Genomic DNA, 15,498 nt, shown 5'->3' on the forward strand with positions numbered 1-15,498 from the left:
GTTTTGATTCGCTGTCAACTGCCTTTTTCACCGCTTTCGACGTTAAGATCGAAACCCTCCAGAACTGCTTACTTCGGTTAACTCTTTGAAACTCAAGGAGTTTTCCGTTTCGGTTGCGCCGGAAGTGGGGCGAATTATAGAGGGATTTGAGGGGGCGTCAAGGGTTAATTTTGGGGAATTGTCTTTAAAGTCAAAAGCATCCCAAAGGACACCGCAAAAAGGCCGCCAGGTGCCCCCAGCCCCCTCACCTTCACGGATAACTAAACCTACGCACCAACGTCAGTTCCCCCGGGGCCCGCATTGGCACCAAAAACGTCTCCATCTTTTCATTTGGCGTACCCTCTTCGGTAATCAAGGTTATCTGCGCCGTCGTCAACGACTGAACGGCGGCCTCCCCCTCATCATCCCCCCGATACCCACCCCCGAAGTAATTCACATATATAAGGTACTGGCCTTTCTGCGGCGCCGGCATGGCGAATATTTCCGGGCCATAGCCGGTGGTGACGTCGACGTCGAGCGCTGCGCCGTTGGGGGCCGTGCGGTCGCCGTACCAGATGTGCGCACCGTCGGGGGTGATGACGTGCAAGTCCAGGTCGGTGTTATCGCTGTCCCAGGACAACAGGATGCGTAACTTGGCCGGGCTGGCGCTGCCGGTGTTGAGGAATTGCACCCGGCGCTTCTGCTGGCCATCGGGGCTGCGGATTTCGACGCCATTGGTGCCGCTGGGAAAGGAGAACGGCCGGTCGAAGTGACCATTGCCGTCGAGCTTGAGCGGCATTGCCACGCCATTGACTATGATCTTGCCGGGCTGGTCAGCGGATTTCGGCATGCCCTTGATGTCGCCCATGATGCGCGCCGTGTCCGCCTGGTCGGTCGGTGTGTTCACGGATGACGCCGGGTAGTTGACCGTCTGGCGAAAGTGCTCGCCTTCGGACGTGCCACTGCGCCAGCCACCGATGGGAGTATCAAGGCTGATGGGGTTGCTGTCGGCACGCGCCGCTGGCAACGCAAGCAGGGCACTGAGCAACAGGGCTGTGGGGTAGGGGCGCGGTGTCATTGGCCTAGTCCAGGAGCAGGTGGCGGGCAAGCCCTTCAATATAGGTTTCGTCCTGGCCGTTAGGGTGTGCCTCAAAGGCCAGGTGCAGGTATTCGTGGGTCAGGTCCAGACGATCTTGCAGGGTGAGCACGCCACGCACATAAATGCGCTGACGCTCGCGGTCGACATACGGGCGACCATAAGAAAGACGGCAAACTGCGAAAGCACTGATCTCGTTGTAGCCCACTTCGTTATCCAATGTAGGACGCCAACGGCGCCTCTGGCTCTGCAGCCAATCCTGCGCGGCAGGCAATGGCTCGCAGGAAGCCACGGGGTTGCCCCAGCGGCTCAGACTTGCCCGCGGGTAGGCATGCTGCAGGATGGCGTCATAACGCAACCCGCCATCGGCCTGCTCCACGGCCTGCGTCCATGACAGCTTGTCGGCGCCCGGGGTGTCGGAGTGATAGGTAACAGGGCTGCCGGCCAGCACCAGGTCGCTGGTCCAGGCGGCAATGCGCCGGGCGTCGGCACTGGCAGCCCGTGGTGCGACTCGTTGGCGGCTGCTGCTATCGTCGATGCTCAGGCAATCACCCTTGCGCCCCGCGTTTTGCAGCAGGTACGTACGAATGGCCACGGCCAGAGCCTTGGCCGCCTCAGCGGGCTGGCTCTTGGCTTCGCGCTGCAGCACGCGGGCGACATATTCTTCCCGGTCCAGCCGCGCGATCAGCCTTGGCCGGTTCGCAGCCTGTTGCAGATAAAGGTCGCCGCTGCTTTCTACATCCAGGTCATTGCCGTTTTCGAACACCGCACGGTAGCGGCCTTGCAAAGCTCCCTGGGCAGCCGGCTTGCCCGCTACGGTCAGTACCGCCTTCAGCGGATAATGCGCGAACAGGTCGACTTCCACGCAACGGCCAACATCCTGGGGCCACGGCGCGGGTAAAAAGCTGCCCAGTACGTCGGCGTAGTGGCGAAGAATCATTTGGCTGGTGCCTCGCCCGCCCACCCAGACCGGCGTGCCGTCTGCCAGCCAACCGCCAAAACCGCCCTGGCGAGCCTTGGGGTCGGCATCGGCCAGCCAGCTCCAGGTCTTGACCCGCAGCCGACCACCCAAGCGTCCCACGGCCTGACCATCGGTGGCGTCGAGCACCACATCCAGCAGCAATTGCCGCGCCTGCTGTTGTGCCGGCAAAGTACGCAGCATGTCCAGCAGCTGCGCCACTGGCACGCGCGTCTGCGGCTGCAACTGTGCGATGTCAGCCAGCCAGTCAGGTGCCTTGCGCGCTTGCCAGTACGCGCGCCATTGGCCGCTGTCGACCTTCAGCCGCCGCGGGTTGAAATAGAGCCCGCAGGAATGCACCAGCGCAGGCTCACGCGCGATACTGCCCCCCGCTGTGCAACAGTAGACTTCGTCGCGATCTTCACCCTGGCAATCGTAGGCCGGTTCGTGCTGGTCGGTATCCACCAGCCAGGCATAAACGAACAACTTCCACAGGCTGCCCAGGGGCGTTTGCAAATCAGCCGGGAGGGGCTCGCGGCTGATCGCCTGGGTGGTGTTGAACTGCACCACCTCGTAGCCCTGACCATGCAGCCACGCCAGACGTAGGGGCGCCTCCTCTGCCTGACACAGCAGAGAAAGCAGGCACAGCATCACGCACAGCAGGCCACGGTTCATGTCACTTGACCGTGACCTGGCTGAGCGCCGGCTTTTTCTCTTCAGCCTTGTGCTCCGGCGCATAGAGCTGGGTGTAGCGTGCCGGCGGCAGGTTGAACTGGCCCTTCTGCGAAAAACGGATCAAATGACGGAAACGCAGTTCGCCACTCAGGCTGTCGACGGCGATGCCGTAGGCCATGTCGCCGGGTTCGAAATGCGCCTTCTCAAGCGGCGCAGCGTCCGCTGCACCCTGCCCTGTCAACTTGATGCCCCAGGTGGTGCGCTCCACGTCTGCGCCCGGCGGCAACGGTACTTCCAGCATGCCGTAACGCAGCGGCTGGCCCTTGGTGCTGACAGTCACCTCATCCAGGTAAAGGCTGTCGCTGGCCAACGGCTTGTTGCCCACGGCCTCCAGTTTAAAGATGAAGGCTTCGTCCCCGGGTACCAGGCGCAGCAAGCGGCGCTTGACCACCACCGGCAAATCATCGGCCACCGCCTGCTTGCTGGTGAAGGTCAGCAAGGCGCGCACCGGACGTTCGCTGCTACCGCTCAAGCTGAGGTTGGTCGGCACCGCGCCGCCCTGCCATTGCCAGAAACCACTACCGGTAATGCCTTGCGCGGCGTGCCAATCGCTGGCCGGCATCAAGGAGGCCGCCTTGCTTGCTTGTTCGATGCCACGCTGCACCCAGGTCAGCGCCAGCGCTCGCTCAAGTGTGGATTGCTGTGGCAACAAGCGCTGTAACAGATCACCCGCCTGGTCGGGATTGGCTGGTTTGAGCGACAGGTCCAGCGCCGCCGCGAACGGCTGAGCACTGGTGGCGACACGCTGACGAGCATCGTCCAGTTGCCGAGTGAAGGCCTCGGGTTGCGTGACCTTGTTCTGCTGCGCCAGGGCAGCGGTCAGCACGCGAGCGCTGGCCAGGCCCAGCGCCGAGTCCGGCGCGCTCATGACCACGCTGTCCTCGCCATCATTCATCAGGTTGGCGTTAGCACCCGGGCCGGCCTTGGCCAGGTCATCCATCAGGCCGCTCAGCAAGGTATTGATGGGCAGTTGCATCTCGCGGGCAAACGACAGGATCAGCGCGCGGTGCAGCAACGGCGTGCTGGCCGCCTGCTTGCCGTACACGTCCATGACCCGCTGCCAATGGTCCGGCGGCAAGGTCAGGCCCAGGGCTTTGCTGGCGTGCCAGTCGGCATAGTAGGCATAGGCGGTCAGGAAGGCGTCCGGGGCCTGGTCCTCGCCCCACCAGGTGAAGGCCGCTTGCGGCCCGGCCATCTGGATAAGGCGCAGACGACTGTTCTGCAGGATGAGGCGCAGGCGGTCACTCACGCTGGTGTCGGCCGCCAACGCCGGGTAGGCGATGCTCAGCGGCAGCAACTGGCTGGCGGTCTGTTCGACACCGCCCCACGGATACGCCAGCAGATCATCCAGGCTGGCGCGGAACAGCGCTTGCGGGCTGTCGTCCAGTCGCAGGCGAATATTGCCGGCGTCGGCGGGCAACGCCAGCGCAATATCACCAGCGGTCACGTCCAGGGCCTGAGTGTGTACGCTCTGCCAGTCTTCAGCGACGGTGCTGATGCGCACGGCCAGGGCGTCCTGGGTTTTACCGTCCTGCTGAAGTTCTGCCGTCAGGTCGGCACTGCCCGGGGTGACGCCGGTAAGCGGGATGTAGTTGATGCCTTTATTGAGGGTCAGCGGCAGGTGCTGGTCCTGGCCGCCGGCGTGGACGACCAGCTCGGCCTTGACCGATTGACCGGCCTGGCTGAAGGCGAACATGCCCAGCTGCGGCTGATCGCCTGCGCGGAAATGGGTAGGGCCACTCCACTTCAGGTACAGCGGCTTCTCCGATCGCACGAATTGTTTCTTCTGACCGACCTGGCCGTCGTCGGCCATGGCTCGCGCCGTAATGCGCCAGCGCGTCAACGAATCGGGCATGCGGAAGGTAAAGCGGGCCTTGCCGCTGGCATCGCTCACTAGCTCCGGCTGCCAGGCCGCGGTATCGACGTCTTCGCGACGTGGGCGCTCCAGCACCTTTACGCCGCGCTCGCTGCGGTTGGCCTTGCCCGGCGCGGTGGGGCTGCCGGGCAGTGCCACGTCATAACTGATGAACGCCAGGCTGGCACTGGTGCGCACATTGTTGCGACGCGGGTGGTAGAAGAACTGATCGATGCCGGGCGCGATTTCCGGCTGCAGCGCGTAGACCATTTCGTCCACCACACTGACGGTCAGGTGTGCAGGGATAGGCTTGCCGGCAAACTCGGTGCTCAGGTCCACCGTGACGGTGTCACCTGGCAAGTACTGCTGCTTGTCCGTGGCTATATCGATGTCGATCTGCGGCGCCACGACCTTGATGCCGGCATTCTGAAAGCTGTATTCGCCCCCCTTGGTGTACAACACCGAGAAGGTCAGGTTGGGCGCGAAAGTGTCCTTGACGCGAATGTGCACGCGGTACTGAGTGGGGCTTATGGTGTCGATTTTCAACCAGTCGCCGCCCTTGGTCAGCAGCGCGGTCGCTTCGACCTTGTCGCGCTCCAGGGACAACAGCGCATCACTGACAGGCTCGGGGAAGGTGATCAGCGCCAGAGCTTCATCACCGGCCTTGTACTGGGTTTTGTCGAGGACGATTTCGACGGTGCCCGGCACGGCCTTCACGCCGTCGCCGGTCACCGAATGGCCGGTGGCACCGAGGATGCGCTGATGCTCGTCAACCAGGCTGAGGTTGTAGGTGCCTGGACGGTCGAAGGCCAGGCTGAACCCAGTGTCGCTTGCCGTTAGCTGGCCGCCACCGGTGGTCTGGTCTTCCAGGCGCACCCAGGTGTAGGCCGCAGGTTTGATGGGGGTCGGCTGTTCGCTCTGGTAGCTGAAGGCAACCTTGTCACCGGCGGCGCTGAAGCGTTCGGGCGCATCAAGTTGGTACTGGGCAGCGCCGCGCTCGATGAGGATTTCCTTGGTCGTCTTGACCCGGTAGGCGGCGCCGTCGCTGGCAAACACGGTGAGCATGTAGCGGCTGGGCTTTTCCGCCGCCGGCAGTTCGATGCTGGCATAGCCCTTGGCGTCGGTGGTCAGCTCGGTACTGGTAAGCTCCACGGGGAATTGCCCCAGGTACTGCAGTTCGTTTTCCACCATGGACAATTGCTGGGCGCGCAGGCTCAGGGTGAGGCGAGCGTTGGCCACCGGCTTGCCGTCGGGGTACATCAGCAATAGCTTGCCGGTGACCGGCTCGTTGGTGCGAAAGTCCTGTTTGGCCAGGTCCAGGGAAGTCTCGAAGTGCGGCTTGATGTACTCGGCCACCCGAAAGGCGCTGCTGTAGGCCTGGTCGCGATAGGTGAAGCGTAGTTCGTAACCACCTGCCACGGCGTTGTCCGGCAGCTGGAAACGCCCCTGGGTACCCGCCTTGGCATCCAGGCTCAGGTCCATACCCTGCAACGTGGTACCCGCGGCATCAATGACACTGACGTGCACGGCACCCGCGGTGGGCAATACCGAGTCGCGGGCATTCTTGAATTCGCGGCCGACGATCTTCATCGACACCCAATCACCCGGACGGTACAGCGGCCGATCAGTGAACGCATACAGCTTGGTGTCGTAGATCTCGCTGTCGTAATAGAAGTTTTCGGAGACAAAGACGCCACCCTCCTCATCCTCGCCAATCACGAAGGAGCGCTCGGGACTGACATGCTTGAGGCGCAACAGGCCATCGGCATCTGTCTCGCCGCTGCTCATCACGCCCAGGCCATCGGTCCACAGCACCTTGACCTTGGGTACCGAGCTGCCTTCGTGCTTGCGTGCCGCCCACACCAGCAATTCGTCGCCAGCGATCTTGCTGACCGCCACGGTATTGGAGACAAACACCACCGTGGTAGCACGGTATTTACCGATCAATGCCTCAACCAGGTAAAGGCCGGGCTTGAGCTTGCCCAACGGAATGTAGACGTTGCCGGGCGCCGCGCTGATGAACTCGCTGGACGAGCCGGCCAGGTCGACGCCCTTGGGCGGCTGAATCGGCTTGGCCTGCCACAGCGGGTAACGGAACTGGCTGACCAGGGGCAGCCCGGGAATGGGCGCGTACTGAGGTTGCGCGTCGTACTGGGTGGGCGTGGCAATGACGTTGCCCATCTTCAGTTCCGGCACCTGGTCGGTGACTTCCTTTCGTGACTCGTAGGAGAACGCGCGCTGCATCACCCGACGCGACTTGCGGTACCAGTTGTCCCAGAGGTAGGCCAGGGTATTGGACAACCCTTCGCCCTTGAACTGACCTTCACTGACCACGCGATGCAGGTTCTTCTGGCGTTTGAGAAATTCCAGCGGCTGATCAATGCGATAGACACGGATATCGGCACCGCCATAAGGCTCCATGCGGAAACGACGGTAATCGCGGCCCGGCGCTTCCAGGCGCACCATGGCTTGTTCGTCAGTGGCGAAGCTGCTGTCGGCCAGCAGGAAAAAGCTCTCGCCGGCCATGGGCGCGTAATCGCTGGCGGGCACCGAGTCATCGGCACGCAGCAGCCCGAATGGCGCGATCAGGAAGGCCAGCAACAGGTACAGGCGCAACGCCAGGGCGCTGCTCATCGGAGGAAATTGAGCCGATACACACCGATGAAGTTCGGGTTGGCTGCGTCGGGTATCCATCGGGTGTCCTTCCATGTCATGAGTTGCTGCACGCTTGCCGAGCGCATGCCGTTGTCGGTGGGGGTGGTGGTGCCGGTGTGGTAGGCAATGTTGCGGCCCATCCAGATCATCAGGTGCTGGTCGTCGCCCTGATCAAAGAACATCAGGTCGCCGGGCCGAGCCTGGTTCAGGTCCCGGCCCACCAAGTGACTGTTGAACTGGATCAGCTTGATGGCGGTGACGTAAGGGCCGACCCTGCCGCTGCCCTGTTGCCATTGCTGCGCCAGGCCACGCTGGGCATCGCTGAGCGCAAGCTCGGGCGGCAGGTAACGGTTTGACAGGCCATTGGCACGTAGCCATTTATCATCATGAACCTTGAGTGCCTCATTGGCGGCAAAGCGCACCAGGCCCGCGCAATCCTGCTGGAACCAGCGCGGGCTGGGGCCCTGGGTCAGTTGCTGCTGGGCGATGCGCACGAACCAGGCGCGAAACACCTGGGACTGCTGGGCATCCAACGTGGCCATTGGCGCGGCGACCACGGGCAGGCTCAACAGCAGGCCAACCAGGATCAGCGTGATTGTTCTCACAAGGCGCGCCACTGCAACGGCAGCCATTGCCAGTGGCCGTCAGCTTCGCTGCCCTTGGGCAACGTCAGGGCGTACTTGCCGTAGCCGGCGAGTTTTTGCAGTTTGGGAATAAGGTGGGTCTGGGCAGCGTTGCGGAACACCGGCTCCATGTCTTGCGGCAGGCTGTCCAGGGTTTCCTGCTGCATCAGTTGCGCCAGGGAGTCCGGCCCCAGGTAGACGGACATCAAGGCATCACTGGGGGCGATATCGGCCAGCGGCGCCACGTGTTTGTCGAGGGTGGCCATGGCCTTGTCCACCAGCTTGTCATCCAGGGAGAACAGCAGGGTCGAGTCATGGCGCGCCAAGCTGACCTTGAAGAAGCCCTTGCCGGTGATGCTGTCAGGTTTATCGGCATCGCGGTTGCGATACTGACCGAAATTGGAACTGACCTGGCGCAGCCATTGGTGCCCCTGTGCCGGCGACTGTTCGCTGACCGGGAATTGCCCGCCGGGCACCTTGCTCTCCCAGGCGCCCACCATTGAGCCGAACAACTGGCCCAGGTCAGCGTCCAGCTTGCCGCCATCGGCAGTGTCGAGCCCGGCCACCAGCAGCGGTGTATAAAGGTGCGAATCGGGATACCAGCACAGGCCGGCGGCGCCACTCATGTGAGCGGTAAGTGCCTTGGCGGTTTGCTCGTCCGCCCCCAGCTTGACCAGCAACGGTTGCTGTTGCTCGGTGGCCAATGGCAACGCCACGCACGCGCTGGCGCCCACGGGCATGGCCTGCCAGATAGGAGTGAAGTCCAGGTTTGGGGCATTGTCGGTTTCATTCAGCGCCAGGTAGCTGTGCCAGCCCTTGTCATCCATGTCCAGGCGCAGGCCAGCGAAGCTCGGGATGAAGCGCTGATACCCCATGGCAAGCACGCTGGCATTGATGGCAATGCGCTGCTTGATGGCCTTGTCCCGCGGTTGCAGGCCGAAGGCTTCGGGAAATAGCTGGTTGCCGCTGAGCAGTGCCGCCAGCGCCTGGGTGGACACCGCGCCGGGGGCTACATCGCTGTTATCGGCGTGGTCGTAGAGTTTGTCCGGATTGGACAACACCACCAGCTTGTCACCGCGCGAAGCAAACAGCAGTGACTTGCTGGCGTTGTACGCCAGGCGGTAAAGCGGCACCGCCTCGCCTGCCACATTCAGTTCCCCGACCTTGCTCAGTTGCTGGTCATCCAGCGCCACGTGGGCCAGTGGTTCCAGCAACTTGGCCAGGCCACCCCGGTCCATCACCAGGACGAAATCCTTGAGCCGGCCATCGGCACCGCGCCACAGCACCACGTCGGCCGGCTGGTCGAACAACGCTTCGATCAGGCTGTCCTGAAGCTTGAGGTCGTGCTCGTAAATAATGCGGCGCAAGCTGCCGATAAGGCCCAGGCGGTCGCCATGTGTCTCGTAATAGAAGACAAAATCTTCGGTGAGTGTTTCACGCAGAAACGGCACGGCAAGCAGGTCGCGTGGCAGTTGGCTGAGCGACTGGGTCTCCAGCATCGCGTCAGGCCTGCTCAGGCCGAACTGGTCCATGGCCAGCGCCAGCGGTGCGGGTTTGGGCTTGTGCAGGTACCAGCCCACGCCACCCGCCACCACGGCCACCAGGCACAGTCCGATAACCAGTAGCACATTGCGCCGCTTGGCAGGGGAAGGTGTAACACCCGTGTTCGCGGCCGTCGGTACAGCTGTTTGTTCGCTCATGTTCGCAAAGCCCGATTCATCCATGCGGTGCAGGGTTCAATAAGTGAAGGTCAGGTGCCGAGGTAATGACTTCGCTCCGGTTGCCGCGCCCTTCAAGGTCATAGCCACCATTACTGTAGTTGCCCCAGTAGTTGACGTAGGCCAGATACACGCCATGTATCGGCGCAGTCTCGCGGCTGCGCACTTCCACGCTGTTGGCGTCGGCAGCAAATGCATAAGGCAGGGCAAAGCGCCCTTCAACGGGGGTGGACAGGGCGGCAGTGGTGTCGGCCAAGGCAGTGGACGCCCAGACAAAGGCGCTCAACCAGAGAAGAAATCGCATGTGTGCTTCCTGCAACGCGTGGTGATAAGTGTCCGGTCCCGGGACACCTTTTATAGCCTGTTTTCCAGGCGGGCGAAGAGTAGCGATTCGCCCGCCCTTGCACAATCGTCAACCCGTGGACATTGTCGACCAGCACTTATCGCCCGGCCAGAATGCGCTTGCCTTGCCGGGCGCCAATGGCGCTGGCCTGGCCATCCCGCTGCTTGCCGGTTCGGGCCTCACTGATCAGCCCCGGTATCAGCGCGCCTTCCGGCAGGTGTTTCCAGAAACGGCTGGGCAGGTGGCCCTGCATGACACGGGTATTGAGCCGTGCCGGGTTGAAGATGTGACTGTAGTAGGTGAGCCACAACTCGCCGTGCGGGTCTTCAACCTGCTGCGCCATCTGCTGCCATGGGGATGGGCAAATACGTTCGTAGTACATCTGTACTCCATCGTAATAAACTCCATCGCGCGGGGTGGCGATCAACCAGCGATGGCGCCCCATACGCCCGATGAAGTGGGCACTGGCGCTCTGCAGAATGTCATGAGCCGGTTCGTGCCAGGCCACGTATTCGGGCTGCATGCCCTGGGCATCGGCGGGTGCATGGGCCACGAAGCGAACGAAGGCATGCAGGTGATGAGCCTCGCGAGACACCTGCTTGATGCGCCGCTGCAACTCACTGCCCAGCCGATCGCCCGGTAGCATGGCCGTGCGATCCCCGTGGCTGACGCGCCATAGCACTTCGTACAGCAGGCTCCAGCGCTGCTCGCCTCGGTAACGCGCGGCAACCTCCAGTTGCTCGGCCAATGCCAGCGGCACCCGGGCCTGGAATGGCCCCGGCGCTGACGGCAGGTTCTGGTCCGTGGCAAACAGGTCGGCCACCTCCCAACTGACCTCGCTGGGGTCGACCTGATGGCTGAGCAGCCACCGCGCCTGTTGCCGCCAGGTGTCGTAGAGGTCATCGCAATCGAGGCAGATCATCCCCACAGCCCCATCTGCTGGGGTGCCGGCCGATCACGCAACTGCTCACGCAGGATAAGGCTGCTGCTTTCCGCCTGGCGCGGATGGTAATCACTGGTGATCAGGAATGGCTTGGCCTTGGCCAGCACGCAGCGCAGCCGGGTGAGGTCTTCGTAGCGGATGCGACGCTGCCGGCGCAGCTCAACCAGGCGCTGGGTGGTGCGAATGCCGATGCCGGGGATGCGTGCGATCATGGCAGGCTCGGCGCGGTTTAGGTCCAGCGGGAACACCTCGCGATGCTCCAGCGCCCAGGCAAGCTTGGGATCGATATCCAGCGCCAGGTGTCCTGGCCCCTGGAACAGCTCCCCAGCCTTGAAGCCATAGCCGCGCAAGAGGAAGTCAGCCTGGTACAGCCGGTGTTCGCGCATCAGCGGTGGCGCGGCCAGGGGTACGCTTTTCGGGCTGTTGGGGATGGGACTGAAGGCCGAATAATAGACGCGCTTGAGCTTGAAGTTGCCGTACAGGCTTTCGGCACTGTGCAGGATGGTGCTGTCATCGGTGTCATCGGCGCCCACGATCATCTGCGTGCTTTGCCCGGCCGGGGCGAAGCTGGGGGCTTTGGGCTCATCGGCCACGGCCTGGCGCCCGATATGGATGGTGTTCATGGCCTGGCGGATGGAGCTCACCTGTTTTTCAGGCGCCAGCATCTGCAGGCTGGCATCGGTGGGCAGTTCGATATTGACGCTGAGCCGATCGGCATAGCGCCCGGCTTCCTCGATCAGTAGTGGGTCGGCTTCCGGGATGGTCTTGAGGTGTATGTAGCCACGGAACTGATGCTCTTCGCGCAACAGCCTGGCGACGCGAATCAGCTGCTCCATGGTGTAGTCGGCGGAGCGGATGATGCCGGAACTGAGAAACAGGCCGCTGATGCAATTGCGCCGATAGAAATCCAGGGTCAGGGTGACGACTTCCTCAGGCGTGAAGCGTGCACGGGGCACGTCGCTGGAGCGGCGGTTGACGCAGTACTGGCAGTCGAACAGGCAGAAATTGGTCAGCAGTATCTTCAGCAACGACACGCATCGCCCGTCGGGCGTATAACTGTGGCAAATGCCCATGCCATCGGTGGCGCCCAGCCCGGCCTTGCCTTCGGAACTGCGCTTGGGCGCGGCGCTGCTGGCGCATGAGGCGTCGTACTTGGCGGCGTCGGCGAGGATGCTGAGTTTCTCGATCAGCTGCATGGGTTTTCTCGATACTGTTTTTATATACAGTACAGCGGTAAAATGTCCGCCACAAGCGCTTTGCGACCACTGGCGGGCGGGGCGCTTGTCACTACCGCCAGGGTGCGAAGGGCTGTGGTGCAACAGTGTTTTGCAGCCCCTGATTTGCCCGACGCGCCCTGCTCTGCTAGTGTCGCGCGGTTTCAACTCCTGTCGAGAGAGCCGCCATGGCCCGCAAGAAAGCTTCTGTGGATTTCGAGCAATCGCTGGCCGATCTGCAAACCCTGGTCGAACGCCTGGAAAACGGCGAACTGTCGCTGGAAGATTCCCTGGCCGCCTTCGAGCAAGGCATCGGCCTCACCCGTGACTGTCAGGCTGCACTGGCCCAGGCTGAACAAAAAGTGCAGATCCTGCTTGAGCGCGACGGGGAGCTGACGCAAGAGCCCTTTGACGCGGAACAACCCGAATGATGAGTAGTTACCAGGCCACCTGCCAGGCGCGTGTCGATACTGCCCTGAGCAGCCTGTTCAGCGCTCCAGCGCCGGAACTGGCGCGTCTTTACGAAGCCATGCGCTACAGCGTAATGAACGGTGGCAAGCGCGTGCGCCCCCTGCTGGTGTATGCCGCCTGCGAAGCCCTGGGCGCGCCGGCCGAGCACGCCGACGGCGCCGCCTGCGCGGTGGAACTGATCCATGCCTATTCGCTGGTGCACGACGACTTGCCGGCCATGGACGATGACGACCTGCGCCGCGGCCAGCCCACCACCCACAAGGCTTTCGATGAAGCCTGTGCGATCCTGGCCGGCGATGGCCTGCAAAGCCTTGCCTTCACTGCGCTGCTCGACGAAAAGCTGAGCCCCCAGGGTGAAGCGGTACGCCTGCAGATGGCCATGGCGCTGGCCCAGGCGGCAGGTCCTGCGGGCATGGTAGGCGGCCAGGCCATCGACCTTGGTTCGGTGGGCAAGAAGCTTGACCAGGACGCCCTGGAATTGATGCACCGGCACAAGACCGGCGCCCTGATCGAAGCCAGCGTCCAGCTGGGTGCCCTGGCCAGCGGTCGGGCCACGGTGCAGCAGCGCCAGGCACTGAAAACTTATGCACAGGCTATCGGCCTGGCGTTCCAGGTTCAGGACGACATCCTCGACGTGGAAAGCGACACCCAGACACTGGGCAAGCGCCAGGGCGCCGACATCGCCCGCGACAAGCCAACCTACCCGGCCCTGCTGGGCATGGGCATGGCCAAGGCCTATGCTCTGCAGTTGCGCGACCAGGCGCTGGAAGCTCTACTGCCCTTTGACGAGGCTGCCGAACCCTTGCGCGAGCTGGCCCGCTACATTGTCGAACGTCGCAGTTGAACAGCGGCGCTGAACAGCCAACGCGTCATCGCGTGGGCAGTCAGCGCTGCATAGGTTAAACTGCCGCCACTTCATATTTATAACGATTCGCCTGATGCCCACGACGTTTCAAGAGATTCCCCGCGAACGCCCGCTGACGCCCCTGCTGGACCGTGCCGATACGCCGGCCGGCCTGCGCCGACTGGGTGAAGCCGAGCTGGAAACCCTGGCCGATGAACTTCGCCAGGAGTTGCTCTATACCGTTGGCCAGACCGGCGGGCACTTCGGTGCCGGCCTGGGCGTCATCGAGCTGACGATTGCCCTGCATTACGTCTTCGACACGCCCGACGATCGCCTGGTGTGGGACGTGGGCCATCAGGCCTACCCGCACAAGATCCTCACCGGACGTCGCGAACGCATGGCCAGCCTGCGCCAGAAGGATGGCCTGGCCGCCTTCCCGCGCCGCGCCGAGAGCGAATACGACACCTTTGGCGTCGGCCACTCCAGCACCTCGATCAGCGCCGCCCTGGGCATGGCCATTGCCGCACGCCTGCAGAACAGCGGGCGCAAGTCGATTGCCGTGATCGGCGACGGCGCGCTGACCGCCGGCATGGCCTTCGAGGCGCTGAACCATGCGCCCGAGGTAAACGCCGACATGCTGGTGATTCTCAACGACAACGACATGTCGATCTCGCGCAACGTCGGTGGCCTGTCCAATTACCTGGCCAAGATCCTTTCCAGCCGCACCTACGCCAGCATGCGTGAAGGCAGCAAGAAAGTGCTGTCGCGCCTGCCGGGCGCCTGGGAAATCGCCCGTCGCACCGAAGAATACGCCAAGGGCATGCTGGTACCGGGCACGCTGTTCGAAGAGCTGGGCTGGAACTACATCGGCCCGATCGACGGTCACGACCTGCCGACCCTGGTGGCTACCCTGCGCAACATGCGCGACCTCAAGGGTCCGCAGTTCCTGCACGTGGTCACCAAGAAGGGCAAGGGCTTCGCGCCCGCCGAGGTTGACCCTATCGGCTACCACGCGATCACCAAGCTTGAGCCATTGAATGCGCCGGCCGCGCCGAAGAAAGCCTCGGGGCCGAAGTACTCCGCGGTGTTCGGCCAGTGGCTGTGCGACATGGCCGCTGCCGACCAGCGGCTGGTGGGTATTACCCCAGCCATGAAGGAAGGCTCGGACCTGGTCGATTTCAGCGAACGCTATCCGGATCGCTATTTTGACGTGGCCATTGCCGAGCAGCACGCGGTGACGCTGGCTGCCGGCATGGCCTGCGAAGGTGCCAAGCCGGTGGTGGCGATCTATTCCACCTTCCTGCAACGCGCCTACGACCAGTTGATCCATGATGTGGCCGTGCAGAACCTGGACGTGCTGTTCGCCATCGACCGTGCGGGCCTGGTGGGCGAAGACGGCCCAACCCACGCGGGCAGCTTCGACCTGTCGTACCTGCGCTGCATCCCGGGCATGGTGGTGATGACCCCAAGCGACGAGAACGAACTGCGCAAGATGCTCAGCACCGGCCACCTGCATGAAGGCCCGGCGGCGGTGCGTTACCCGCGCGGCACCGGCCCGAACGCGGCCATAGACAGCAGCCTGGAAGCGCTGGAAATCGGCAAGGGCGTGATTCGCCGCGAAGGCAGCAAGGCCGCCCTGCTGGTGTTCGGCGTGCAACTGGCCGAGGCCCTGAAGGTGGCCGAGAAGCTGGACGCCACCGTGGTGGACATGCGCTTCGTGAAGCCCCTGGATGAAACACTGGTACGCGATATTGCCGCTCGCCACGAGCTGCTGGTGACCATCGAGGAAAACAGCATCATGGGTGGCGCCGGTGCTGCCGTGAGCGAATTCCTGGCGCGCGAAAACCTGCTCAAACCGGTCCTGCACCTGGGCCTGCCCGACACCTACGTCGAGCATGCCAAGCCGGCGCAGATGCTGGCCGAGTGTGGCCTGGATGAAGCCGGTATCGAAGCCGCCATCGTCAAGCGCCTGGCAGCTTTGAACCTGGCGTAACACAACCGTACCAACACCTGTGGGAGCGGGTTCTACCCGCGAAAAGAACACCGCGCGATGCCTGGCAGACC

At 63.1% G+C, this 15,498-nt stretch carries 10 protein-coding genes and 1 pseudogene; 3 read left to right on the forward strand and 8 right to left on the reverse strand.

All coding sequences use genetic code 11. The annotated features are described in order from the left end of the window. Positions 1-250 precede the first annotated feature (250 nt). From PMM47T1_RS24405 to PMM47T1_RS24440, 8 genes and pseudogenes are all read right to left on the reverse strand, one after another. Positions 251-1,057, reverse strand: coding sequence for a YfaP family protein (locus PMM47T1_RS24405; protein ID WP_008374053.1), 807 nt, complete (start codon positions 1,055-1,057; stop codon positions 251-253). A gap of 4 nt (positions 1,058-1,061) precedes the next feature. Continuing rightward, positions 1,062-2,708, reverse strand: a complete 1,647-nt coding sequence (locus PMM47T1_RS24410) for a DUF2300 domain-containing protein (RefSeq protein WP_008374054.1) — start codon at positions 2,706-2,708, stop codon at positions 1,062-1,064. 1 nt (position 2,709) lies between these two features. Further along, complete coding sequence (locus PMM47T1_RS24415) at positions 2,710-7,257, reverse strand: alpha-2-macroglobulin family protein (RefSeq protein WP_008374055.1); 4,548 nt, start codon at positions 7,255-7,257, stop codon at positions 2,710-2,712. Then, complete coding sequence (locus tag PMM47T1_RS24420) at positions 7,254-7,910, reverse strand: DUF1175 domain-containing protein (RefSeq protein ID WP_008374056.1); 657 nt, start codon at positions 7,908-7,910, stop codon at positions 7,254-7,256. Before PMM47T1_RS24420 ends, PMM47T1_RS24415 begins: the two co-directional genes overlap by 4 nt. Beyond that, positions 7,880-9,601: a DUF2138 domain-containing protein gene (locus PMM47T1_RS24425; RefSeq protein WP_043301501.1), complete on the reverse strand. Its 1,722-nt coding sequence runs from the start codon at positions 9,599-9,601 to the stop codon at positions 7,880-7,882. The genes PMM47T1_RS24420 and PMM47T1_RS24425 overlap by 31 nt, the downstream gene beginning before the upstream one ends. Positions 9,602-9,659: 58 nt before the next feature. Next, positions 9,660-9,854, reverse strand: a pseudogene (locus PMM47T1_RS24430) (hypothetical protein); the annotation flags it as partial. A 205-nt stretch (positions 9,855-10,059) separates the two neighbouring features. Then, positions 10,060-10,884 carry a TIGR03915 family putative DNA repair protein gene (locus PMM47T1_RS24435; protein ID WP_008374060.1) on the reverse strand — a complete coding sequence of 275 codons (825 nt, stop codon included), beginning with the start codon at positions 10,882-10,884 and terminating at the stop codon, positions 10,060-10,062. Further along, on the reverse strand, positions 10,881-12,101 hold the full coding sequence (locus PMM47T1_RS24440) for a putative DNA modification/repair radical SAM protein (protein WP_008374062.1): 1,221 nt from the start codon (positions 12,099-12,101) through the stop codon (positions 10,881-10,883). The genes PMM47T1_RS24435 and PMM47T1_RS24440 overlap by 4 nt, the downstream gene beginning before the upstream one ends. A gap of 206 nt (positions 12,102-12,307) precedes the next feature. On the opposite strand from PMM47T1_RS24440, the gene PMM47T1_RS24445 reads away from it, so the two are divergent. From PMM47T1_RS24445 to dxs, 3 genes are all read left to right on the forward strand, one after another. Further along, positions 12,308-12,550 (forward strand): exodeoxyribonuclease VII small subunit, encoded by a 243-nt coding sequence (locus tag PMM47T1_RS24445; RefSeq protein ID WP_008374063.1) that lies wholly within the window; start codon positions 12,308-12,310, stop codon positions 12,548-12,550. Further along, positions 12,547-13,434: a polyprenyl synthetase family protein gene (locus PMM47T1_RS24450; protein ID WP_008374064.1), complete on the forward strand. Its 888-nt coding sequence runs from the start codon at positions 12,547-12,549 to the stop codon at positions 13,432-13,434. The genes PMM47T1_RS24445 and PMM47T1_RS24450 overlap by 4 nt, the downstream gene beginning before the upstream one ends. Before the next feature lie 94 nt (positions 13,435-13,528). After that, positions 13,529-15,427, forward strand: coding sequence for a 1-deoxy-D-xylulose-5-phosphate synthase (gene dxs / locus PMM47T1_RS24455; protein WP_008374065.1), 1,899 nt, complete (start codon positions 13,529-13,531; stop codon positions 15,425-15,427). Positions 15,428-15,498: the final 71 nt, after the last annotated feature.

This window comes from Pseudomonas sp. M47T1 (genome assembly GCF_000263855.1).
Classification (GTDB): domain Bacteria; phylum Pseudomonadota; class Gammaproteobacteria; order Pseudomonadales; family Pseudomonadaceae; genus Aquipseudomonas.

Bases quoted from the DNA above. Each gene is read 5' to 3' on its own strand.
- PMM47T1_RS24450 (WP_008374064.1), top strand. From the start codon at position 12,547: ATGATGAGTAGTTACCAGGCCACCTGCCAGGCGCGTGTCGATACTGCC.
- PMM47T1_RS24425 (WP_043301501.1), bottom strand. From the start codon at position 9,601: ATGAGCGAACAAACAGCTGTACCGACGGCCGCGAACACGGGTGTTACA.
- PMM47T1_RS24410 (WP_008374054.1), bottom strand. From the start codon at position 2,708: ATGAACCGTGGCCTGCTGTGCGTGATGCTGTGCCTGCTTTCTCTGCTG.
- PMM47T1_RS24445 (WP_008374063.1), top strand. From the start codon at position 12,308: ATGGCCCGCAAGAAAGCTTCTGTGGATTTCGAGCAATCGCTGGCCGAT.
- dxs (WP_008374065.1), top strand. From the start codon at position 13,529: ATGCCCACGACGTTTCAAGAGATTCCCCGCGAACGCCCGCTGACGCCC.
- PMM47T1_RS24440 (WP_008374062.1), bottom strand. From the start codon at position 12,101: ATGCAGCTGATCGAGAAACTCAGCATCCTCGCCGACGCCGCCAAGTAC.
- PMM47T1_RS24415 (WP_008374055.1), bottom strand. From the start codon at position 7,257: ATGAGCAGCGCCCTGGCGTTGCGCCTGTACCTGTTGCTGGCCTTCCTG.
- PMM47T1_RS24405 (WP_008374053.1), bottom strand. From the start codon at position 1,057: ATGACACCGCGCCCCTACCCCACAGCCCTGTTGCTCAGTGCCCTGCTT.
- PMM47T1_RS24420 (WP_008374056.1), bottom strand. From the start codon at position 7,910: ATGGCTGCCGTTGCAGTGGCGCGCCTTGTGAGAACAATCACGCTGATC.
- PMM47T1_RS24435 (WP_008374060.1), bottom strand. From the start codon at position 10,884: ATGATCTGCCTCGATTGCGATGACCTCTACGACACCTGGCGGCAACAG.